Annotated in this window: 20 protein-coding genes and 2 pseudogenes; 14 read left to right on the top strand and 8 right to left on the bottom strand. The window is 72.2% G+C overall.

The window, feature by feature from the left end; genetic code table 11:
- Positions 1–667 (bottom strand): TetR/AcrR family transcriptional regulator (locus JGS22_RS10870; RefSeq protein ID WP_216814941.1); only part of this gene is annotated, 667 nt, incomplete at its 3' end.
- Between the two features lie 196 nt (positions 668–863).
- Here JGS22_RS10870 and JGS22_RS10875 point away from each other — a divergent pair.
- The 3 genes from JGS22_RS10875 to JGS22_RS10885 all read left to right on the top strand — a co-directional run bounded on the left by JGS22_RS10875 (position 864) and on the right by JGS22_RS10885 (position 4319).
- Positions 864–2492: an FAD-binding oxidoreductase gene (locus JGS22_RS10875; protein WP_211042224.1), complete on the top strand. Its 1629-nt coding sequence runs from the start codon at positions 864–866 to the stop codon at positions 2490–2492.
- A complete protein-coding gene (locus tag JGS22_RS10880; RefSeq protein ID WP_211042225.1) occupies positions 2489–3508 on the top strand; it encodes a diacylglycerol/lipid kinase family protein in 1020 nt (339 codons plus the stop codon). Before JGS22_RS10875 ends, JGS22_RS10880 begins: the two co-directional genes overlap by 4 nt.
- Before the next feature lie 463 nt (positions 3509–3971).
- Positions 3972–4319, top strand: coding sequence for a hypothetical protein (locus JGS22_RS10885; protein ID WP_211042226.1), 348 nt, complete (start codon positions 3972–3974; stop codon positions 4317–4319).
- A 179-nt stretch (positions 4320–4498) separates the two neighbouring features.
- Here JGS22_RS10885 and JGS22_RS10890 read toward each other — a convergent pair whose 3' ends face one another.
- Complete coding sequence (locus JGS22_RS10890; protein WP_211042227.1) at positions 4499–5503, bottom strand: DUF3048 domain-containing protein; 1005 nt, start codon at positions 5501–5503, stop codon at positions 4499–4501.
- Between the two features lie 280 nt (positions 5504–5783).
- Between JGS22_RS10890 and ggt the strand changes: the two genes are divergently transcribed.
- The gene (ggt, locus tag JGS22_RS10895) at positions 5784–7619 is read left to right on the top strand and encodes a gamma-glutamyltransferase (RefSeq protein ID WP_211042228.1); all 1836 of its coding nucleotides are present in this window, start codon (positions 5784–5786) and stop codon (positions 7617–7619) included.
- A gap of 154 nt (positions 7620–7773) precedes the next feature.
- Here the strand turns inward: ggt and rpsN are convergent, their stop codons facing one another.
- Positions 7774–8079 (bottom strand): 30S ribosomal protein S14, encoded by a 306-nt coding sequence (rpsN, locus tag JGS22_RS10900; RefSeq protein ID WP_211042229.1) that lies wholly within the window; start codon positions 8077–8079, stop codon positions 7774–7776.
- Positions 8079–8315 (bottom strand): 50S ribosomal protein L28, encoded by a 237-nt coding sequence (gene rpmB, locus JGS22_RS10905; protein WP_211042230.1) that lies wholly within the window; start codon positions 8313–8315, stop codon positions 8079–8081. The genes rpsN and rpmB overlap by 1 nt, the downstream gene beginning before the upstream one ends.
- Before the next feature lie 54 nt (positions 8316–8369).
- Between rpmB and rpmG the strand changes: the two genes are divergently transcribed.
- The 4 genes from rpmG to JGS22_RS10925 all read left to right on the top strand — a co-directional run bounded on the left by rpmG (position 8370) and on the right by JGS22_RS10925 (position 10794).
- The gene (gene rpmG, locus JGS22_RS10910) at positions 8370–8534 is read left to right on the top strand and encodes a 50S ribosomal protein L33 (protein WP_211042231.1); all 165 of its coding nucleotides are present in this window, start codon (positions 8370–8372) and stop codon (positions 8532–8534) included.
- Between the two features lie 128 nt (positions 8535–8662).
- Entirely contained in the window at positions 8663–8920 is a 258-nt protein-coding gene (locus tag JGS22_RS10915) for a type B 50S ribosomal protein L31 (RefSeq protein WP_211042232.1), read from the top strand.
- Positions 8917–10230 (top strand): 30S ribosomal protein S18, encoded by a 1314-nt coding sequence (rpsR, locus tag JGS22_RS10920; RefSeq protein WP_216814942.1) that lies wholly within the window; start codon positions 8917–8919, stop codon positions 10228–10230. Before JGS22_RS10915 ends, rpsR begins: the two co-directional genes overlap by 4 nt.
- A gap of 324 nt (positions 10231–10554) precedes the next feature.
- Positions 10555–10794, top strand: coding sequence for a DUF397 domain-containing protein (locus tag JGS22_RS10925; protein ID WP_211042393.1), 240 nt, complete (start codon positions 10555–10557; stop codon positions 10792–10794).
- A 308-nt stretch (positions 10795–11102) separates the two neighbouring features.
- Here the strand turns inward: JGS22_RS10925 and JGS22_RS10930 are convergent, their stop codons facing one another.
- Complete coding sequence (locus JGS22_RS10930; protein ID WP_211042394.1) at positions 11103–11657, bottom strand: ATP-binding protein; 555 nt, start codon at positions 11655–11657, stop codon at positions 11103–11105.
- Between the two features lie 341 nt (positions 11658–11998).
- Between JGS22_RS10930 and JGS22_RS10935 the strand changes: the two genes are divergently transcribed.
- The 5 genes and pseudogenes from JGS22_RS10935 to JGS22_RS26245 all read left to right on the top strand — a co-directional run.
- On the top strand, positions 11999–12838 hold the full coding sequence (locus JGS22_RS10935; RefSeq protein WP_211042395.1) for a Sco1979 family transcriptional regulator: 840 nt from the start codon (positions 11999–12001) through the stop codon (positions 12836–12838).
- Between the two features lie 59 nt (positions 12839–12897).
- On the top strand, positions 12898–14355 hold the full coding sequence (locus tag JGS22_RS10940; protein ID WP_211042396.1) for an aldehyde dehydrogenase family protein: 1458 nt from the start codon (positions 12898–12900) through the stop codon (positions 14353–14355).
- A 203-nt stretch (positions 14356–14558) separates the two neighbouring features.
- Positions 14559–15131, top strand: coding sequence for a DinB family protein (locus tag JGS22_RS10945; protein ID WP_211042397.1), 573 nt, complete (start codon positions 14559–14561; stop codon positions 15129–15131).
- A gap of 151 nt (positions 15132–15282) precedes the next feature.
- Positions 15283–15909: pseudogene (locus tag JGS22_RS26240) on the top strand (PadR family transcriptional regulator); the annotation flags it as partial.
- A 45-nt stretch (positions 15910–15954) separates the two neighbouring features.
- Positions 15955–16254 (top strand): annotated as a pseudogene (locus JGS22_RS26245) (DUF427 domain-containing protein); the annotation flags it as partial.
- Positions 16255–16443: 189 nt separating this feature from the next.
- Here the strand turns inward: JGS22_RS26245 and JGS22_RS10955 are convergent.
- From JGS22_RS10955 to leuE, 3 genes are all read right to left on the bottom strand, one after another.
- Positions 16444–17178: an SDR family NAD(P)-dependent oxidoreductase gene (locus tag JGS22_RS10955; RefSeq protein ID WP_211042399.1), complete on the bottom strand. Its 735-nt coding sequence runs from the start codon at positions 17176–17178 to the stop codon at positions 16444–16446.
- 286 nt (positions 17179–17464) lie between these two features.
- The gene (locus tag JGS22_RS10960) at positions 17465–18061 is read right to left on the bottom strand and encodes a TetR/AcrR family transcriptional regulator (RefSeq protein WP_211042400.1); all 597 of its coding nucleotides are present in this window, start codon (positions 18059–18061) and stop codon (positions 17465–17467) included.
- Positions 18062–18092: 31 nt separating this feature from the next.
- A complete protein-coding gene (gene leuE, locus JGS22_RS10965; protein ID WP_211042401.1) occupies positions 18093–18791 on the bottom strand; it encodes a leucine efflux protein LeuE in 699 nt (232 codons plus the stop codon).
- 160 nt (positions 18792–18951) lie between these two features.
- Between leuE and JGS22_RS10970 the strand changes: the two genes are divergently transcribed.
- Positions 18952–19707 carry a MerR family transcriptional regulator gene (locus tag JGS22_RS10970; RefSeq protein ID WP_211040326.1) on the top strand — a complete coding sequence of 252 codons (756 nt, stop codon included), beginning with the start codon at positions 18952–18954 and terminating at the stop codon, positions 19705–19707.
- Positions 19708–19744: the final 37 nt, after the last annotated feature.

Genomic DNA, 19744 nt, shown 5'->3' on the forward strand with positions numbered 1-19744 from the left:
CTGTGGGCGGGGCCGTGGGGGAGAGGTAGCGGTCCAGCATCAGCGTCAACTCGGCGTCGAGCCGGTCCAGTTCGGCTCCGGCCCCGTCCGGGGCGTCGACCAGGGCGGGAGCGGTGAGGGTGAAGGACCAGGTGGCCAGGAGTACGGAGCGCGCGAGCAGCCCCGGGGCGCCGGTGCGCACCGAACCGTCCTCCATCCCGGCCCGCACCCCGCCCTCCAGGAGTTCCAGCTGCTCGTTGGTGCTCGTTCCCCGACGGCGGAGGAGATAGGGGAGCAGGAAGTCCGGATCCAGGTCGACGATCTTGCGCAGGATCGGGTGCGTCCTGATCCGCCGCGCCATCTCCACCACGGTGGCGACCAGGAGGCTCCTGGCGCCGTTCGCGGCGACCGGCGGCTGCGCCTCGATCCGGCTCGTGACGTCCTGGCTCAGTGCGGCCCACTCGCGGGTGATCAGCGCGCCGACCACCTCGCGGACACCGCCCCAGCGCCGGTACAGCGTGGCCCGGGAGACGCCCGCGTACCGGGCGATGTCGGCCATGGTCATCCGCTGCATGCCGATCGCGAGCAGCAGCTCGTACGCCGCGTCGAGGATCTGCTCCTCGGGGATGGCGTTGGCAGGCTTGGGATGGGTGGGCGATGCGTCTGCCCCGTTGCTTCGCTGCGACATCACATGTAGAAGTGTATCAGCGACGTTCGCGGGGTGCCGGGCCTCCGGCCCCGGCCGCGGGGGTTGCCGCAGGTGCTCGGGCGCCGCACCCGCGAAGCCGCAGAGCGCCCGTATCCGCCCGTACACCCGTACGCCCGTACCGCCACCGCACCGAGCAGGCCGCGTGCCCGCCGAGCAGGAAACCAGGGACCGCCAGATGACTGAGTCAGATCTCCCCGTCGTGGACTTCCACCCGTACCGCTGGGGCGACCCGGACCGCCCCGCGGAGCTGTCCGGCGCGGTGCACGAGGCGCTGGCCGCCTTCGGCGTGCGAGCACCCGCGTGCGGGCCGGTCGAGCCGGCCGACGCCGCGCTGCCGGACATCGTGCTCACCGACGGGGCGCGGGCCGCGCTGGAGGTGGCGGTCGGCGCCGAGTACGTGCGCTACGACCGCGAGGCGCGAGTGGGCCACACCCGCGGCTGGTCCACCCCCGACCTGCTGCGGCTGCGTTCCGGCGACGCCTCGGACGCCCCGGACGCGGTCGCGCTGCCCGGCAGCCACGAGGAGGTCGTCGCTCTCCTCGGCGCGTGTGCCGAGCATCACGTCGCCGTCGTCCCGTACTCCGGCGGCACCTCCGTCGTCGGCGGGCTCGCCCCCGCGCGCGACGGCTTCCACGGCGTAGTCGCCCTGGACATGGGCCGGTTGGACGCGGTGGTGGCCGTCGACGAGATCTCCCGCACCGCCACGTTCCAGGCGGGCATGCGCGGTGTGACGGCCGAAAAGGCCCTGCGCGAGCGGAACCTGACGCTGGGTCACTTTCCGCAGTCCTACGAGGGCGCGAGCATCGGCGGTTACGCGGCGGCCCGTTCGGCCGGCCAGTCCTCGGCCGGCTACGGACGCTTCGACGACATGGTGGTCGGCCTCACGCTGGCCACCCCGCGCGGAACCGTCGAGCTGGGCACCGCCCCCAAGTCCGCCGCCGGGCCCGACCTCCGGCAGCTGGTGCTCGGCTCCGAGGGGGCGCTCGGCGTCATCACCTCGGTGACGGTGCGGGTGCGTCCCGCGCCCGCGGTCCGCGTCTTCGAGACCTGGCGGTTCGAGACCTTCGAGGCCGGCGCCGAGGCGCTGCGCAGGCTCGTCCAGGACGGTCCGGTGCCCACCGTGCTGCGCCTGTCCGACGAGGCGGAGACCTCCATCAACCTCGCCGACCCCTCCGCGCTCAACGGCGGCGGTGCCGGCGGCTGCCTGGCCGTCACCGGTTACGAGGGCGCCGCGGCGGAGGTCGAGTCCCGCCGAGCCGGCGCCACCGCGGTGCTCAGCGCCGCGGGCGGCGCGCCGGAGGGCACCGACGGCGGTGAGGCGTGGCGCACGGGACGTTTCCGCGCGCCGTACTACCGCGACCCGCTGCTGGAGGCCGGCGTCCTGATCGAGACACTGGAGACCGTCACCTTCTGGTCGAACCTGCACGCGCTGCGCGCCGCCGTCACTCAGGCGCTGACCACGGCGCTCACCGACCAGGGCACTCCGCCGCTGGTGCTCTGCCACATCTCGCACGTCTACGAGACGGGCGCCTCGCTCTACTTCACCGTGGCCTGCGCCCAGGCGGAGGACCCGTTCGGGCAGTGGCGCACCGCCAAGACCGCCGCCAACGACGCGATCCGCGCGGCCGGCGCGGCGATCACCCACCACCACGGCGTGGGCACCGACCACCGGGACACCTACCGCCAGGAGATCGGTCCGCTGGCGGTGGAGACGCTGCGTGCGGCCAAGCAGGCGCTGGACCCGACCGGCATCCTCAACCCCGGCGTGCTGATCGCCCCGGAGCGCCCGGAGGCCGGCGCATGAGCCCGGCCGACACCGGCCCGACCGGCCAGGGCGGTACGGACGCGGGCGGCGCGGACGCGGGCCCGGACACGGACGCGGGCCCGGAAGCGGGCGGCGGTACGGGCGCGGGCGCGGGTGCCGGCGGAGGCGCGGGTACGGCGCGCACGTTCACCGCGCTCGTCAACCCGATCTCCGGCGGCGGTACCGCGTGGCAGTTCTGGCAGCCCGTCGCCGAACGCCTGACCGCCGCCGGCGCCACCGTCCACTCGGTGCGCACCACCGGACGCGAGGACGCCGTGGAGCGCGCCGAACGGGCCGCGGCGCAGGGGCACATCGTCGTCGCGGTCGGCGGGGACGGGCTGGTGCGCGACGTGGCCGAGGGCGTGGTCGCCTCGGCCGGCGTCCTGGCCATCGCCCCCGCCGGACGCGGAAACGACCTGGCGAAGACGCTCGGGGTGCCCCGGGAGACGGCAGCCCTCGCCGAGCTGCTGCTGCGTGCCGCGCCCAGGGCGCTGGACGTGGCCGAGGTCAACGGCGTGATCGCGCCCGGCAACGTGTACGTCGGCATCGACTCGATGGCCACCCGCATCATCAACGACAACCGCTGGATGCCCGGGCTGCTGCTCTACCGGCTCGCTCCGGTGCGCGCCATCATGAAGTGGCGTGCGGTGCGCTACGAGTTGGTGGTCGACGGAGAACCCCGCCGCCTCACCGGGCACACCGTGATCGTCGCCAACTCCGGTGCGTACGGCCACGGTCTGCGGATCGTCCCCTCCGCGGTCCCCGACGACGGGGAACTGGACCTGCTGACGGTCGGCGACGGCCCCCGCCACCAGGTGGTGCGGTTCATGAACAAGGTCAAGGACGGCACCCACGTCGACCGGCCCGAAGTGACCGTGGGCCGGGTGCGGACCGTCACCATCGACGCCGACCGCCCGGTCCCGGTCTGTGTGGACGGCGACGAGGTCACCACGCTTCCGGCCGAGGTCACCATCCGTCCAGGGGCGCTCAACTGCCTGGTCCCCGACGGCAGTTGACAGCGGCAGGCGCAGTTACGGCGGCGGTGGGCGCAACCCTTCGCCGCCGTAACTGTGGCCGGCACCCGTACGTGATCGGGGGCCCACCGGCGTGTGCCGGGCACGGAGCGGACCGGAGCATGGCAGGGCACGCGCCGGGTGCCGGTGTCGGACCGCCGACGTCCCGGACTCCGACGTCCCGGACTCCGACCACGGGAGGCCCGCCATGCCGCAGCCCCGCTCGACCGCCCCCCGGCCCGAACCGAGCCCGCGTGCCCACCGGCCGCGCGGCGGACTTCGGGGTGCTCACTCCGCCCCGAACAGCCGCGATGCGTACGGTGGTTGGGGCCCGGACCTGGACGGCCGCGGCGGGTCGCGGCGCACGCCGGCCGGCCCCGTACCGGCCTCGATCCGCTCTTCAAGCGCCCTGTGGCTGCCGGCCGTTGGTGCCGAAGTTTTCGAAACGCTGCTGGGTGCGGGCCAGTTGCTCGCCGACGCGGATTCCTCCGGCGCCGAGCCGGCGCTCGGTCTGCTCGTTCGCGGTGCGGTCTGCGGCGCGGCGGTGTGGCTCGTCCTGCGGCTGCGCGCGGGCAGCAACCGGGCGCGGCTGCTGCTGGCGTTCGGGCTCGGCATCCTCGGCACGCTCTCCCTGGTGGCCGGACCGCTCGGACACCTCCTGGACGGCGGCAGCGTCGGCGACGCGCTGGCCTCGGCCGGAGCCGTCGACCTGCTCTTCGGGGCGAGCCGCACACTGCATCTGCTCGCGGTGCTGGCGGCCGTCCCGCTGATGTTCCGTCCCGCCGCCAACTCCTGGATTCGCGCTCGCAGTTGACCGCCCGGCCCGCAGGCCGGTGCACGGCCCGCCAGAGGCCGGTGCACGCCGCGGAACGGTGCACGCCGCGGAACGGTGCACGGCGTGCGCACGGTCGCGCGCCGACCGGGCCCGACCGTCGCGGCGTCCCGTGCGCAGCCACCGGGCGGGGCGGCTGCGCACGGGGCACCGGGGCGGGGTCAGCGCTCCTCGTAGACCACCCAGGTCTGGCCCGGGTCGAAGGGCATCGGCTCGCCGTTCGGCAGGGTGTACGTGGTGCCGTCCTTCTCGTTGTCGCGCTTCCAGGTCGTCTCGAACGCCTCGCCGTCGCGCAGCACCGTGGCCTCGCCCTCGCCGACGGTCTCGATGAACGGTGTCGTGTTGGTCGGGTCCTGGAAGTCGGACGGCGGCATGTCCACCTTCTGGACCACGACCGTCTTGCCGCCGAGCTGCTCGCCGTCGGTGCTCATGGCCGGCTCGCCGTCGAAGGAGGCGAGCCAGCGCTCCTCCTCCGCCGACCACTTGACGCCGATCTCGGCGGTCCCGTAGTTGACCGTGCGCTCCTCGGTCGGTTCGCCCCCCTCGGGCCTGTCGCCGAAGCGCAGTCCGATGTCCGCGCTCAGGCTCGCCTCGCCGGCCTCGTCCAGGATGGCCTGCGGGTCGACGTAGAGGTTGTGCGGCGCCGGGCGGTCGTCGGCACGGCGGAAGGCGCTGGGGAAGTTGTCGTTGGAGAGGTTGAAGATCGGCGACTTGTCGAGGATCTCGTCGACGCCCTTCTGCGCGCCGGAGTAGGCGAGCGCCGGGCGGTCGAAGGTCTGGAGCTGCTCCGCGTTGTACTCGCGGGCGCTGCGCACCGGCCCGATGGTGTCGGGGAGTTGGCTGGAGTAGATGCCGATCAGCCGGCTCATTCCGCCTTCGACCTTCTCCACGTACACCATGTCCGCGTCCTCGACGTTGGTGTGCGGGCGGGCGCCCGAGGCGTTGTCGATCTTCACGGCGAGCACGGGCGCGGGCTCGGCCGGCAGGCCGGTGAACGGGGAGGTCTGCTCGGCGGGGGTGGCGGTGTCCTCGCCGGCGTAGGACGTGGCGGCGGTGCCGGCGAGCAGCGTGCCGGTGGCGGCCAGTGCCAGGACCAGCCGCCTGCGGGAGACTCGGCCGCCGGTCCGGCGGGGCTCTGCGGAGGTGGGGGGAGTGGTGCGCGACATGGCAAGCCTTCCGGTGTGGGGATGCGGGCGGCAGAGGGACACCCCACAGCGGTTCGCGGCAATCGTCAAGACCATCGCACCGGTTGGTCGGTAGCTGCACTGACCAGCGACAACGAGTCGGCCGATCGGGCGGGTGGGCCGATTGGGGAGGTTCGTGTCGTCAACGCGTCCACCCGGCCCAATTCCTTCCCATGTATGGCATGTCCGCTGCGAAAGGGAGGAACATTGGTCCCCGCGCTCGGCCGGTATGCGCCCACGGGTCGTCACAACGGAGGTACGGATGCGTCGTTCGTTCGCCCGAAGCTGTTCGTTGGTCGCGGTGGCGGCCGTGGTCGCCACGGTCGCCGCCGCCGCGCCCCCTCCGCACGGGGCGTCCCCCGGACCGCCGGGGCAGGCCGTACCGCCCGTACCGCCCAAGGAGTCCGTCGCGACCGGTCACGGCGGCGCCGTCGCCAGTGTCGACCGGGACGCCTCCGCCGCCGGGCTCGAAGTGCTGCGCAGGGGCGGCAACGCGGCCGACGCCGCCGTCGCCACCGCAGCCGCACTCGGGGTCACCGAGCCGTACTCCTCCGGAATCGGCGGCGGTGGCTACTTCGTCCACTACGACGCCCGGTCCGGTCAGGTGCGGACGGTCGACGGGCGGGAGACCGCGCCGCTGGCCGCCGACCGCGACCTGTTCCTGGAGGACGGTGAACCGCTGTCGTTCGACGAGGCCGTCAACAGCGGCCTGAGCGTCGGCACTCCCGGTACGCCCGCCACCTGGGACGCGGCGTTGCGCGCCTGGGGCAGCAGGCCACTGGCCGATCTGCTCGAGCCCGCCGAGAAGCTCGCCCGCGAGGGCTTCACCGTCGACGACAACTTCCGGGACCAGACCGCCTCCAACGAGGAGCGGTTCGCCGACTTCCCCGACACCGCGGAACTCTTCCTGCCCGACGGCGAACTTCCCGTCGTCGGCAGCACCCTGAAGAACCCCGACCTCGCCGACACCTACCGGCGCATGGCCGACAAGGGCGTACGGGACTTCTACCGCGGCCCGGTGGCCCGGGACATCGTGCGCACCGTGAACGCGCCGCGCGTGGACCCCGACGCCGACCGGACCGTACGGCCGGGCGAGCTGTCGCTGCGCGACCTGCGGCGGTACGCGACCAAGCAGCAGCGCCCCAGCCACACCCGCTACCGCGGTCTGGACATCCACTCGATGGCGCCCTCCTCCTCCGGCGGTACGACGGTCGGGGAGGCGCTCAACATTCTGGAGTCGACCGGCGAGCTGTCGTCCTCCGACGAGACGGCCTACCGCCACCGCTCGATCGAGGCATCCCGGATCGCCTTCGCCGACCGCGGCCGATGGGTCGGCGACCCGGCTCACGAGCGGGTGCCCACCCGGCAGTTGCTCTCCCAGCGTTTCGCGGACTCCCGCGCCTGTCTCCTCGACGACGACGCCGCGCTGACCAGTCCGCTGGCGCCCGGCAACCCGTACGACCCCCAGGACTGCGACCGCGGTACGGGCACGCCGGTGCCCTCCGGCCCGGAGGGCGTCAGCACGACGCATCTGACGACTTCGGACCGCTGGGGCAATGTGGTCGCCTACACCCTGACCATCGAGTCCACCGGCGGCAGCGCGATGACCGTCCCGGGCCGCGGCTTCCTGCTCAACAACGAGCTGACGGACTTCAACTTCGAACCGGTCAACCCCGAGGTGCACGACCCCAACCTCCCCGGCCCCGGCAAACGTCCGCGGTCCTCGATGGCGCCGACGATCGTGCTGGAGCGCGGCAGTCCGGTGCTCGCCGTCGGCAGCCCGGGCGGCGCGACCATCATCACCACCGTGCTCCAGCTGCTGACCGGCGTGCTCGACCGCGGGCAGTCGCTCCCCGAGGCGATCAACGCCCCGCGGGCGAGCCAGCGCGACACCCCCCGCACCGACCTCGAACCGGAACTGTGGGACAGCCCGGTACGCGTCGAACTGGAGGCGCTGGGGCACGAGTTCAGCCGCAGCGCCTCGATCGGCCGGGCCACCGGTATCCAGCGGCTGCCCGGCGGCAAGTGGCTGGCGGCGGCGGAGAAGACGCGCGGCGGGGGCGGCTCGGCGATGATGGTACACCCCGACCGCCGCTGACCGCGATCGGCCGCCGACCGCACCGGGCGGGGCAGGGAACGTACGACGGCGCCCTGCCCCGTCCGTAAACGTGGCCGACCGGATCCGGCCACCGCCGTCGGTCCCGTGGGTCCCGTCGGTTCCGGGCTCCGCGCCGTCGGCGACAGGGCGGCGGCTACCAGCTCGACTTGCGCACGCCGGGCAGCTTCCCGGCGTGCGCAAGCTCGCGCATCGTGATGCGCGAGAGCCCGAACGCCCGCAGATGCCCGCGCGGACGGCCGTCCACGCTGTCCCGGTTGCGCACCCGGGCCGCGCAGGCGTCCCGCGGCTGGCGCCGCAACTCCCGTTGGGCAGCGGCCCGTGCGCCCTCCTCGGACGCCGGGTCGCGGATGATCCGCTTCAGCTCGGACCTGCGGGCGGCGTACCGCTCGACGACGGCCCTGCGCTGCTCGTTCTTCGCGATCTTGCTGCGCTTGGCCATCAGACCCTCCCGCCGCGTGCGCGGATACGGGCGACCGCCCGCTCGATGCCGATGGTGTCGACCGTCCTGATGCCCTTGGTGCTGAGCGTCAGCCGCACGTGCCGACCCTCGGAGGGCAGCCAGTAGCGCTTGCGCTGGATGTTGGGGTCGAAGCGGCGTGAGCTGCGCCGGTGCGAGTGCGAGATCTGTTTGCCGAACGTCGGTGCGCGGCCGGTGAGTTGGCAGTGGGCGGACATCGGGCCACCTCTCTTCCTTAATGAAAACGATTGTCGTTTGTGTATAGTACCCCCATGCCACGCAACGACCTCCGTCCGGTCATCCGCCTGCGGTCCACCGCAGGAACCGGCTACACGTACGTGACCCGCAAGAACCGCCGCACCAGCCCCGATCGGCTGGAGCTGCGCAAGTACGACCCGGTGGCCCGCCGCCACGTCCTCTTCCGCGAGCAGCGCTGAGGCGGGCGGCGGCGGGCGACCGGGCACCCGGCTCCCGCCGACCCGCACCACCGCATCGCAGTCGCATCGCAGCCGTACCGACCCCGCAGGCCCGCACCCGGGGGCCGAGACCAGGAATGAGTCCGCTTGTGAAACCCGACATCCACCCGCCGTACCGGCACGTCGTCTTCCGGGACCGGTCCGCCGACTTCGCGATCCTCACGCGTTCGACGGCCACCAGTGAGCGCACCGTCGAGTGGGAGGACGGCCGCACCTACCCCGTCATCGACGTGGAGGTCTCCTCGGCGAGCCACCCCTTCTACACCGGCCGGGCCAAGGTCATGGACACCGCCGGACGCGTCGAGCGCTTCCAGCGCCGTTACGCCCGCGGCGAGGCCGGCCGATGACGCCGCCGGACCCGACCGCACACGGCCGGCGGCCCGGCCCGTCCGATCGCGGCGGGGCGCTGCCGGTCGTCGTGGTCGGCGGGCTGCACCGGGACGCCCGTAACGCCGCCGTGGAGCGGCTGCTCACCGCGGTGCCCGGCAGTGTGGCGCTGCACCACGACCTCTCGGACGCCACCGCGGGTTCGGTGCGCCGTACCGTCCGCGAGCGGGGCGGGCTGCTGGACACCGGGCACGTCCCGCTCTCCAACGACTGTGCCTGCTGCGCGCTCCGCGAGGATCTGGTGCCCGAGCTGCTGCGGCTCGCCGGGGTCGGGGCCTGTCGGCTGGCGGTCGTCGAGCTGTGGGACTCGGTCGAGCCCAAGGCGATGGCGGAGATCATCGCCGCGCACGCCGGAGACGAACTGCGCCTGGCCGGAGTCGTCGTGGCCGTGGACCCGGCCCTGGTGCTCCCCGCTCTCGCCAACGGCGACGATCTCGCCGAGGCCGGGCTCGCCGCCGCACCCTCCGACCAGCGCACCGTCGCCGACACCTTCGCCAGGCAGCTGGAGTACCCGAACGTGCTGGCGCTCGTCGAGGGCGAGGAGGTGCCGGACGAGACCGACCGGGCGCTGCTCGCCCAACTTCACCCCACCGCGCGCCGACTGCCGGTGGCGCATCCCGACTTCCCCTCCGCCGCCACCGCGGGCTTCGGTGTCGCCGAAGCCGCCGAACGGCAGCACCCTGCCTGCGCGTTGCTGCCCCAGGACGGATCCGCCGACGGCGTCGGCACCCTGGTCTGGCGCAGTCGCCGCCCCTTCCATCCGGGGCGGTTGTACGCGGCGCTGGAGGAGCTGTGCTGCGCCGCTGCCCGCAGCCGTGGCCGATTCTGGCTCGCCGACCGCCCCGACACCCTGCTGCACTGGGACTGCGCTGGCGGCGCGCTGTGTGTCGAGAGCGTCGGCCCCTGGCTCGCCTCGCTTCCGGACGCCGCCTGGGACCTGGCCCCGGCCGTGCGCCGCGCCGCCGCGGCCCTGGACTGGGACCCCGAACACGGCGACCGCGTACAGCATCTGGTCTTCGTCTCGCCGGACCTGGACCGGGAGAACCTCGCGGCGCTGCTGGAGTCCTGTCTGCTCACCGAAGCCGAGTACGCGGCCGGCATCACATACATCGACTACAAGGACACCGATCTGCTGCGGAGGTTCGTGTCCGATCGGGGGAAGATCCGTGCCCGCCGTGTGACCGGGGTGACGCGGCGCCAGCAGCGACAGCTGGCACGGGCGATCAAGAACGCCCGCGAGATGGCGCTGCTGCCGTACGTGTCCCGCTGAACCTGCCCTGCTCGCGCGGGGTTTGCGCACCTGCCGCCCCGCGGCGCCTCGTCCGGACGGAGACCCGTCCGCAGTGCGCGGCGCCGCGGGGTGAACCTGTTGGCCGCCTCGCGCGTCTAAGCAAGTGTCAGTAGTGGGCGGGGTGCTGATGGTTACCCGGAGTTCGTCATCGGACGACACAGGGGTTGGTTCGGCTTCCATGCCTCTGACCGGGGGTGATGGCGTCACGACAGGCTGTCGTGCACGTGCATTGGCAAATGCATTGGCACGTGAACGCAGCTATCATCCCCGGAAGTTGGGTCCTGAACTACCTGGGAGTGTCCGATGCACCACGCACACAACGGCATGGCGTCCAAGGATCTCCACGGGGTCGTGTGGCAGAAGAGTCGGCACAGCAACTCCCAGGGAACCTGTGTGGAGTTCGCCAAGTTGCCCGGAGGGGACGTCGCCATGCGCAACTCCCGCTTCCCCGACGGTCCCGCGCTCGTCTACACGCCGGCCGAGGTCGAGGCGCTGCTGCTGGGCGTCAAGGACGGGGAGTTCGACCATCTGATCGCCGATTGAGCTCGTACGGACGGGGGTTGGCCCTCGCCCGGCGGTGCGCGCGGATCGCCGTCGCGGTGCGCGTCGACGGTCCGCGGTGGGCGCGCCCGGCTCAACGCCCGCGCCCCGCAGGCCCGGTCGGGCAGGCGCGTCGTGCTCGTCACGTACGCATCGCGCCCGCGCGGCGCGTACGTCCTGCTCGTCACGCGTGCGCAAGCCGGCCTGCGCGCGGAGCGCACCGGGCGCAGGGCGCGCGGGGTGTGAGGTGTGGCGCCGGCCCCCGTGGCACAGCCCCCTTCCGTGCGCCACACCTGCTGTGCGGTCCGCCCTCAGGCGGACATCCCGGCGTTTCCCGCTCCGGGCAGTCGGAAGAGTGCCCACACGACCTTGCCCGAGGGGTTTCCCTCGACGGTCTCCCAGCCCCAGCTGTCGCTGAACGCCTCGACGAGGAAGAGGCCGCGGCCCGACTCCGCGTCGTCGTCCGCGTAGTCGGCGAGCCGCTCGGTCCCGTACGCGCTGCCGTCCTCGGTGATGGGTGCGTGCAGGCTCGGGTCGCGGACCGCGCACACCAACCGCGAGGCCCAGCGCATGAGATGCAGCCGCACCAAGGGCTCGTCGGACGGGGCGGACCGGGTGCGGCACCGACCGGGAACCGCGTGCCGCAGCGCGTTGGTCACCAGCTCGGAGGCGACGAGGGTGACGTCGTCGCAGTACCGCGGGAGCTGCCAGCTCGACAGTGTGGTGTGGGTGAACTCCCGCGCGGTGCCGACCGCTTCGTAGTGTGAGGAGAGGATGCAGGTGGCGGAACCGGAGAGCGGGTCGTGGCTGGATGACGAATGCCCTCGCCATAAGGGCTCGAGCACGGTCTGTCCTTTGGTCGCCATGACGTTGGTCCCCCTGGCTGGACGGCGGCGCAGATCCTCTGCGGATCCGATGACGGCGCACTCCCGATCGCTCGGGAGCCCAATTGGTCGCGCACAAGGTGCACTTGGGCTGACTCCATGGTTGCCAATGCAGTCGGCGGATGCAAGGGCAGATGCACGTGCACGCGTAACTTTCGATCGTGTGTAATCGTCCGGGCACTCAACGAAGCGCAAAGATGGCAGACTGCAAGCTGAATCTGGGCGGGCGTCTTATCTGTATAGGAGCAAATCCGGTGACAGGTGGAGTGATCGGATCAACTGGGGCAAGTGGAGTGAACGCCCCGAGCGGGACAGGCGGTTCGATGGTCCGCCGCATCCTGCTCGGCTCCCAGTTGCGCCGTCTCAGGGAGACGCGGGGGGTGACCCGGGAGGCGGCGGGCTACGCGATCCGCGCCTCCGAATCCAAGATCAGCCGGATGGAGCTGGGACGGGTGAGTTTCAAGGCGCGGGACGTGGCGGACCTGCTCACGCTCTACGGCGTGGTGGAGGACGTGGAGCGCGAGCCGTTGCTCAACCTCGCGCGCGAGTCCAGCATCGCCGGCTGGTGGCACAGCTACAGCGACGTACTGCCCTCCTGGTTCCAGACGTACGTGGGCCTGGAGGGCGCCGCCTGCGCCATCGACACCTATGAAGTCCAGTTCGTGCACGGCCTGTTGCAGACCGAGGACTACGCCCACGCCGTCGTCTCCAGCGGCCACCGCGAGCAGGTGCCGCAGAGCGAGGTCGAGCGCCGGGTGGCGCTGCGGATGGCCCGCCAGAAGCTCCTCCACCAGGAGAACCCGGCCCAGCTGCGCTGCGTGCTGGACGAGGCCACCCTGCGCAGACCGTTCGGCAGCCACGCCATTCTGGAGGCTCAGCTCGCCCACCTCGCGGAGCTGTCCGAGCTTCCCAACATCACGCTCCAGATCACCTCCTTCGATCTCGGCGGACACCCCGCGGAGAGCGGTGCGTTCACCGTTCTGAGCTTCCCCGAGCCGGAGATCCCCGACGTCGTCTACCTGGAGCAGCTCACCGGCTCGCTCTATCTCGACAAGCCCGACGAGGTCGGTCAGTACGCGGGAGTCATGCGCCGCCTCACCGACAACTGCCTCTCGCCCGAGGAGACCCGCGTCTACCTCCACAAGCTGCGTCAACTCGCCTGACCCGTGGCTACGATGACGCACCATTGACTGCTGACCACGTGACTCTTCGAAGGACCGGCATGCCCTACTTCACGGATCTGGCCTCGCAGTACATAGACGGCGAATGGCGTCAGGGGAGCGGCTCCTGGGACATCATCGACTTCAACCCGTACAACGGGGACAAGCTCTGCTCGATCACCGTCGCCACCGTCGAGGAGATCGACGAGGCGTACCGGGCGGCCGAACGCCGGCAGGTCGTCTGGGCCGAGACCAGTCCGTACACGCGCAGGCTCGTCTTCGAGAAGGCGCTGCGCGTCATCGAGGACCGTGAGCAGGAGATCACCGACGCGATCATCGCCGAGCTCGGCGGGACCAGGCTGAAGGCGGCCTTCGAGCTGCAACTCGCCAAGGAGTTCCTGCGGCAGGCGGTGCACCTGGCACTGAGCCCCGAGGGTCGCATCATGCCCTCGCCGGTGGACGGCAAGGAGAACCGCGTCTACCGCGAGCCCGTCGGCGTCATCGGCGTCATCTCGCCCTTCAACTTCCCCTTTCTGCTCTCCCTCAAGACCGTTGCCCCCGCGCTCGCCCTGGGCAATGCCGTGGTCCTCAAGCCGCACCAGAACACACCGATCTGCGGCGGCACGCTGGTCGCCAAGGTCCTGGAGGAGGCCGGACTGCCGGGCGGCCTGCTGAACGTGGTCGTGACCGACATCGCCGAGGTCGGGGACGCGTTCATCGCGCACCCGGTGCCCAAGGTCATCTCCTTCACCGGCTCCGACCGGGTCGGCCGGCACGTCGCGACGGTCGCCGCGAGCCACTTCAAGCAGACGGTGCTCGAACTCGGCGGCAACAGTGCCCTGGTCGTGCTGGACGACGCGGACGTCGACTACGCGGTCGACGCCGCGGTCTTCAGCCGGTACGTCCACCAGGGCCAGGTCTGCATGGCCGCGAACCGCATCGTCGTGGACCGTTCGCTGGCCGAGGAGTTCACCGAGAAGTTCGTCGCCAAGGTGCGCGGCCTCAAGGTCGGCGACCCCGGCGACCCGGACACCCTGATCGGTCCGCTGATCAACTCCGGCCAGGCCGAGCGGGTCGCCGCGGCCGTGCAGCAGGGCGTCGACGAAGGCGCCACCGCGCTGCTGCGCGGGGAGTCCGACGGCAACCTCGTCTGGCCGAGCGTCCTCACCGACATCCCCGAGGACTCCGCGCTGCGCCGCGAGGAGATATTCGGGCCGGTGGCGCTGATCATCGCGGTCGACGGCGAGGAGGACGCCCTGCGGGTGACCAACGACACGCCCTACGGACTCGGCGGCGCCGTCCACACCGCGAGCGTCGAGCGCGGCGTCGCGTTCGCCCGCCGGGTGCGCAGCGGAATGATGCACGTCAACGACTCGACCGTGGCGGACGAGCCGATCGTCCCGTTCGGCGGGGAGAAGCACTCCGGCCTCGGCCGCCTCAACGGCGACCAGTTCGTGGAGGCGTTCACCACGACCAAGTGGATCGCGATCCAGCACGGCCGCAGCGGCTTCCCGTTCTGACGCCGCGTTCCCGCGGCACCCGCTCGGCGCTCCGGCCGCGGCGGGTGCGGCGCTCCGCTCGCGGCAGCGGAGCAGGTTCCCGACCCCGGACCCTTGCGGACAGAAGTCGACCGCAAGGGTCCGTAGCGTGCTGGTCAGTGGTGAGGGCCGGACCGGCCCCCGACGCCCACGTCGCCACGACGCCCACGCGAAAGGTCGATCCCATGAGCGCCATCCCCACCAAGCCCGAGGCCCGCGGAGACGAGGCCGGCGCGCTGCTCGGCTACCTCGACGCACAGCGGCAGTCGGTCCGACGCTCCGTGCACGGGCTCACCGACGAACAGGCCCGCAGCACGCCGAGCGCGAGCACCCTCTCGCTCGCCGGCATCCTCAAGCACGTCAGCCAGGGCGAGGCGGACTGGGTGCGGCTGATGAGCGGCACGGACACCGTCGACTACAGCGACCCGGAGGTCCTCGCCCAGCAGGAGAAGTCCTTCACCGCCGAAGGCGAGGCGGAGAGCCTGGAGGCACTCCTCGCCGCGTACGAGGCGATCGCGGCCGAGACGGAGCGCACGGTCCGCCAACTTCCGTCCCTGGACGAGACGTTCGAGGTGCCGCCGGCGCCCTGGGACGCGGGCGGCACCCGCAGCTGGCGCTGGGCGCTGCTGCACCTGATCGAGGAGGTCGCACGGCACAGCGGCCACGCCGACCTCGTACGGGAGACCCTGGACGGCCGGACCGCCGTGGACCTCATGATCGCCAACGGTGACTTCACCCTCCCCGAGGAGTGGCGCTGAGCGACCGCTCGGACGTGCCCCGGCGCGCCCCTGCCGCACCGACGGGTGCGGCGGGCGTCCCGGCCCCCCCCGTGATCGTCCCGACTAGGGTGTGTGCCTGTCGCGGTTGTGCCTCGCGGCGAGCCGTCCGAGCGCAGGGAGTGCCCCGGGGATGTCCGCGATCCGTCTGCTGGTGCTCGGCGCCGTGCGCCAACACGGCCGGGCACACGGCTACATGGTCCGCAACGACCTGGAGTTCTGGGGCGCCCACGAGTGGTCGAACGCCAAACCCGGTTCGATCTACCACGCGCTCAAACAGCTGGCCAAGCAGGAGCTGTTGACCGCGCACACCACCTCTCCGAGCCCCGACGGCGGCCCGCCCCGCACCGAGTACGAGCTGACCGGGACCGGCGAGGAGGAGTTCCTGCGGCTGCTGCGGCACGCGCTCACCGCGATCGACGAGAAGCCGGACGTGCTCACCTCGGCCGTCGGCTTCATCGTCGACCTGCCGCGCGCCGAGGCGATCGCGCTGCTGCGCGCCCGAGTGGCCGCGCTGCGTGCCTGGCGCGCGGAGGTCGACGCACACTGGAGTCCCGGCGGGCCGACGGCTCCGGAGCTGGGGCACATCGGCGAGATCATGGACCTGTGGGTGCACACCTCCGACAGCGCCGCCGCATGGACCGAAGGGCTCATCACCCGACTCGAGGAAGGCAGATACGTGATGGCCGGTGAGGGAGAGCGCGAGGCGGACGTCCTGCCCGAGGGCACGGCGAATCCGTACGCCGACGGGCACAGCCACCGCATCGAGGTGATCGCCGAACCGGCCGGGGTCCGCAGGGTGCGGGTGACCCTGCGCGGGACCGAGATCGCCGACAGCGCGCGGCCGTTGCTGCTCACCGAGACCGGTTACCCGGACCGCTACTACCTGCCGCCCGAGGACGTCCGCACCGCGGAGCTGGTGGAGAGCGAGCGGCGCACCCACTGCCCGTTCAAGGGCGACGCCCGCTACTGGGCGCCGCGAGGGACGCCGGACCACGAGATCGCCTGGAGCTACCCGAGCCCCAAACCGCTGGTGGCCGCGGTCCGCGACCACCTCTGCTTCTGTGAGAGCGACGACGTACGGATCGAGATCCTCCCGAACTGAGCCGTCCCGTGCTGAGCCGTCCCGTACTGGGCGTGCCCGAACTCAGCCCTCCCGAGCTGAGCCGTCCCGTACTGAGCGTCCCCGAACTAAGCCGTCCCGTACGGCACTTCGGGGCTCGCGGTCGCCACGGTTCCGGGCCCCGTCGGGGTCGGAGCGCGGCGGGAGCGCCGGCCGTACGGTGTGCGGCGCTCACACCTGCGCGTAGCCGCCGTCGGCGAAGAACTCGGCACCGTTGACGTAGCTCGCCGCATCCGAGGCGAGGAACACGGTCACCGCGGCGATCTCCGCAGGCTCGGCGAGCCGGCCCAGGGGGATGTCGCCCTCGGCCTGTTTCAGCGCTTCGGCCGGGAGCAGTTCCAGCAGGCCCGGGGTGTGCGTGGCGCCCGGCGACACCACGTTGACGCGGAAGTCGTACGCACGCGAACTCAGGGCCCAGCCGCGGGCGAGGGTGCGCACCGCGGCCTTGGACGCGGCGTAGACCTCCAGCCCCGCATCGGGCCGGGTCGGGGCGGTCGAGCCGGTGAGGACCACCGACGCACCGGCGTTCAGATGCGGCAGCGCCTGCTGGAACGTGAAGATCGTGCCCTTGACGTTGGTGGCGAACAGGGAGTCGACCACCTCCTCCGTCACCTCGCCGAGCGGTGCCACGGTGCCGATGCCGGCGTTGGCGACCAGTACGTCGATACGGCCGGCCCGCTCGCGCACGGCCCGGTAGAGCGCGTCGAGCTCCGAGGGCACCGAGGCGTCGCACACCAACCCGGTGACCCTGTCGCCGAGTTCGGCGACCGCGGCCTCCAGCGCCTCCTTGCGGCGGCCGGTGATGAACACCTGCGCGCCCTCGTCGCGAAACGCGCGTGCGGTGGCGAAACCGATGCCGGTACTGCCTCCGGTGATCACCGCGACCTTGTCTGCCAAGACGGCCATGCCGTCCTCCTCAAGAGTTGTGGACCGTTGCGTCAATAACTCTCCTCGATATGGACCGATCGGTCAAGAATGAGGGTGGGCGGCTCCCGCGGTCGGAGTCGAGCAGGCTGCCGGCCCCGGGCGGGCGGGGCGCCGGACGAGGGCCGTGCGCGAGCCGCGCTCCCGCGGCGACCGGCCTCGGAGCGATCGGCCTCGGAGCGACCGGGCTCGGAGCGACCGGGCTCGGGGTCAACGGGCTGGTGGCGTACGGGCCGGCTGCCCCGGAGGTGCGCGGGGAGTGGTCGCGCTACCGAGTGGGGGCGGGCAGGATGCGCGCCAGAGTCGACCGGGCCGCCGAGGTCAGGGTGTCGACGTCCGTGCCGGTGCGGCCCAGGGCGAGGAGGCCGAGCTGGGCCACGAGCACGGTGCGGGCGGTCTCGGCGGGGTCCGCCTCCGGGGCGAGGTCGCCTTCGCGCTGGGCGCGCTCCAGCGCTTCGGTGAGGAGGGCGGTGATCGCCCGGTAGCTGCGGCGGGCCTCGGCGGCCACTTCCGGGCTGGCGGCGGCGAGTTCGGCGTTGCTGTTGGCGAGCAGGCACCCACGGCGCGCAGCCGCCCCGGTCGGATCGGCGGCCGGGCCGAGTACGAACTCGTGCACCGCGTCGATCTCCCGCGTCGCGGACTCCAGCCGCTCGCGCAGGCTCACCAGGTTTGCGTCGTCGTACTCGCGCAGCACCCGCAGGAACAGATGCTGCTTGTCCCCGAAGGCGCCGTAGAGGCTGCCCCTGCCGAGCCCGCTGACGCGCAGCAGGTCCTCCAGCGACGTCGCCGCATAGCCCTTGTCCCAGAACTCGTCGCGGACGGCGAGCAGTACGCGGTCTTCGTCGAACTTCCGGGGTCGGGCCATGCTCCCAGCGTATGGGCTCCGGCCGACCCTGCTAGCCGCTGGTGAGCGAGAGCTTCGCCGCGAAGCCGAGGAACGCCGTACCGGCCGCCGCCGAGGCGCCCGCCTGGAGACGCCGCCGGCTGCGGAAGGCCGCCGCCAGCCGCGTACCGCCGAAGATCAGCAGCGACAGATAGGCGAAGCTGAACAGCTGCGCCCACAGCCCGAGCACCACGAACGTGAGCGCCGGGTACGGGTAGGCCGGGTCGACGAACTGGACGAAGAAGGAGACGAAGAAGAGGATCGCCTTCGGATTCAGCAGACTGGCCAACAGCGCCCGGCGGAACGGGAGTTCACGCGCCGGGCCGCGGGCCCTCGTACCTGCCGCGGCCGGTTCGGTGCGCCCGGTGTCCGGCCCGGTGTCCGCGCCGGGCTCCGGCGGCTCCGTGCGGCGCCGCCACAGCTGCCACGTGCCCCGCAGCAGCCCGACCGCCAGCCAGCTCAGATAGCCCGCGCCGAGGTACTTCACCACCGAGAACGCCAACGGGCTCGCCTGCAGCAGCGAGGCCACACCGCCCGCCGAGAGCGTCATCAGCACCGCGTCCCCGCAGAAGACCCCGCACGCCGCCTGGTACCCCGGACGCACCCCACGGCGGGCCGCGACCGAGACGACGTAGAGCGAGTTCGGCCCGGGGAGCAGCACGATGAGGGCGAGACCCACGAGGTAGGTGGGAAGGTCGGTGATACCCAGCATGGGTCGTAGCCTGGCACGCGCCGGGTAAGGACCAAAACGACGTTTTGCCATCCGGACAGGCGGGCGGGGCGGGCGGGAGGCGGGCTGCGGGCTGAGGGCTTGCACCTCACGCGACGTGAGGACGGACAGTGGTCCCGTTCCACTCACCAAGGAGGCGGACATGGGTCACTCCGTCGGCAGGGTCGCGAGCCTCGCCGGGGTCACCGTGCGCACGCTGCACCACTACGACGAACTCGGCCTGCTCACACCCGGCGAACGCACCCGTGCGGGACACCGCCGGTACAGCGACGCGGATCTCGACCGGTTGCAGCGCATCCTCTTCTACCGGGAGCTCGGCTTCCCGCTCGAAGAGGTCGCACTGCTCCTCGACGATCCGAGGACCGACCCGCTCGAACATCTGCGGCGTCAGCACCGCGCGCTCACCGGGCGGATCGAGCAGCTGCGGAAGATGGCCGCCGCCGTTCAACGCACCCTGGAGGCACAGACGATGGGCGTCAATCTGACCCCTGAGGAGAAGTTCGAGGTCTTCGGCGACCACGACCCGGACCTCCACGAGGCCGAGGCCGAGGAACGCTGGGGCGGCGCCGAGGCGTACCGGCAGTCGCGGCGCCGGGCCGCTTCGTACACCAAGGAGGACTGGCAGCGGATCATGGCCGAGCACGACGGCCTGTGCCGCCGCCTCGCCGCGCTGCGGGAGTCCGGCGAACCCGCCGGCTCGGTACGGGCGACGGACCTGGCGGAGGAGCACCGGGCCTGGATCGGCCACCACTACGAGTGCGGCTACGAGATGCACCGCGGGCTGGCCGACATGTACGTCGCCGACGAGCGGTTCACCGCGACGTACGACGCCTTCGGGCCGGGCCTCGCGGCGTATCTGCGGGAAGCGGTGCACGCCAACGCCAACCGCCGCTCCTGACCGCGCTGCCGGTGCGCCGGCGACGCTCCTGGCCGCC

The sequence above is a fragment of the Streptomyces tardus genome (genome assembly GCF_018101125.2).
Classification (GTDB): domain Bacteria; phylum Actinomycetota; class Actinomycetes; order Streptomycetales; family Streptomycetaceae; genus Streptomyces; species Streptomyces tardus.

What these genes read in the sequence shown, in the direction of transcription:
- JGS22_RS10945 (WP_211042397.1), top strand. Translation starts at nt 14,559, where the DNA reads ATGAGCGCCATCCCCACCAAGCCCGAGGCCCGCGGAGACGAGGCCGGC.
- rpsN (WP_211042229.1), bottom strand. Translation starts at nt 8,079, where the DNA reads ATGGCCAAGCGCAGCAAGATCGCGAAGAACGAGCAGCGCAGGGCCGTC.
- JGS22_RS10960 (WP_211042400.1), bottom strand. Translation starts at nt 18,061, where the DNA reads ATGGCCCGACCCCGGAAGTTCGACGAAGACCGCGTACTGCTCGCCGTC.
- rpsR (WP_216814942.1), top strand. Translation starts at nt 8,917, where the DNA reads ATGACGCCGCCGGACCCGACCGCACACGGCCGGCGGCCCGGCCCGTCC.
- rpmB (WP_211042230.1), bottom strand. Translation starts at nt 8,315, where the DNA reads ATGTCCGCCCACTGCCAACTCACCGGCCGCGCACCGACGTTCGGCAAA.
- JGS22_RS10955 (WP_211042399.1), bottom strand. Translation starts at nt 17,178, where the DNA reads ATGGCCGTCTTGGCAGACAAGGTCGCGGTGATCACCGGAGGCAGTACC.
- JGS22_RS10925 (WP_211042393.1), top strand. Translation starts at nt 10,555, where the DNA reads ATGCACCACGCACACAACGGCATGGCGTCCAAGGATCTCCACGGGGTC.
- JGS22_RS10930 (WP_211042394.1), bottom strand. Translation starts at nt 11,657, where the DNA reads ATGGCGACCAAAGGACAGACCGTGCTCGAGCCCTTATGGCGAGGGCAT.
- leuE (WP_211042401.1), bottom strand. Translation starts at nt 18,791, where the DNA reads ATGCTGGGTATCACCGACCTTCCCACCTACCTCGTGGGTCTCGCCCTC.
- JGS22_RS10940 (WP_211042396.1), top strand. Translation starts at nt 12,898, where the DNA reads ATGCCCTACTTCACGGATCTGGCCTCGCAGTACATAGACGGCGAATGG.
- JGS22_RS10875 (WP_211042224.1), top strand. Translation starts at nt 864, where the DNA reads ATGACTGAGTCAGATCTCCCCGTCGTGGACTTCCACCCGTACCGCTGG.
- rpmG (WP_211042231.1), top strand. Translation starts at nt 8,370, where the DNA reads ATGCCACGCAACGACCTCCGTCCGGTCATCCGCCTGCGGTCCACCGCA.
- JGS22_RS10890 (WP_211042227.1), bottom strand. Translation starts at nt 5,503, where the DNA reads ATGTCGCGCACCACTCCCCCCACCTCCGCAGAGCCCCGCCGGACCGGC.
- JGS22_RS10880 (WP_211042225.1), top strand. Translation starts at nt 2,489, where the DNA reads ATGAGCCCGGCCGACACCGGCCCGACCGGCCAGGGCGGTACGGACGCG.
- ggt (WP_211042228.1), top strand. Translation starts at nt 5,784, where the DNA reads ATGCGTCGTTCGTTCGCCCGAAGCTGTTCGTTGGTCGCGGTGGCGGCC.
- JGS22_RS10970 (WP_211040326.1), top strand. Translation starts at nt 18,952, where the DNA reads ATGGGTCACTCCGTCGGCAGGGTCGCGAGCCTCGCCGGGGTCACCGTG.
- JGS22_RS10935 (WP_211042395.1), top strand. Translation starts at nt 11,999, where the DNA reads ATGGTCCGCCGCATCCTGCTCGGCTCCCAGTTGCGCCGTCTCAGGGAG.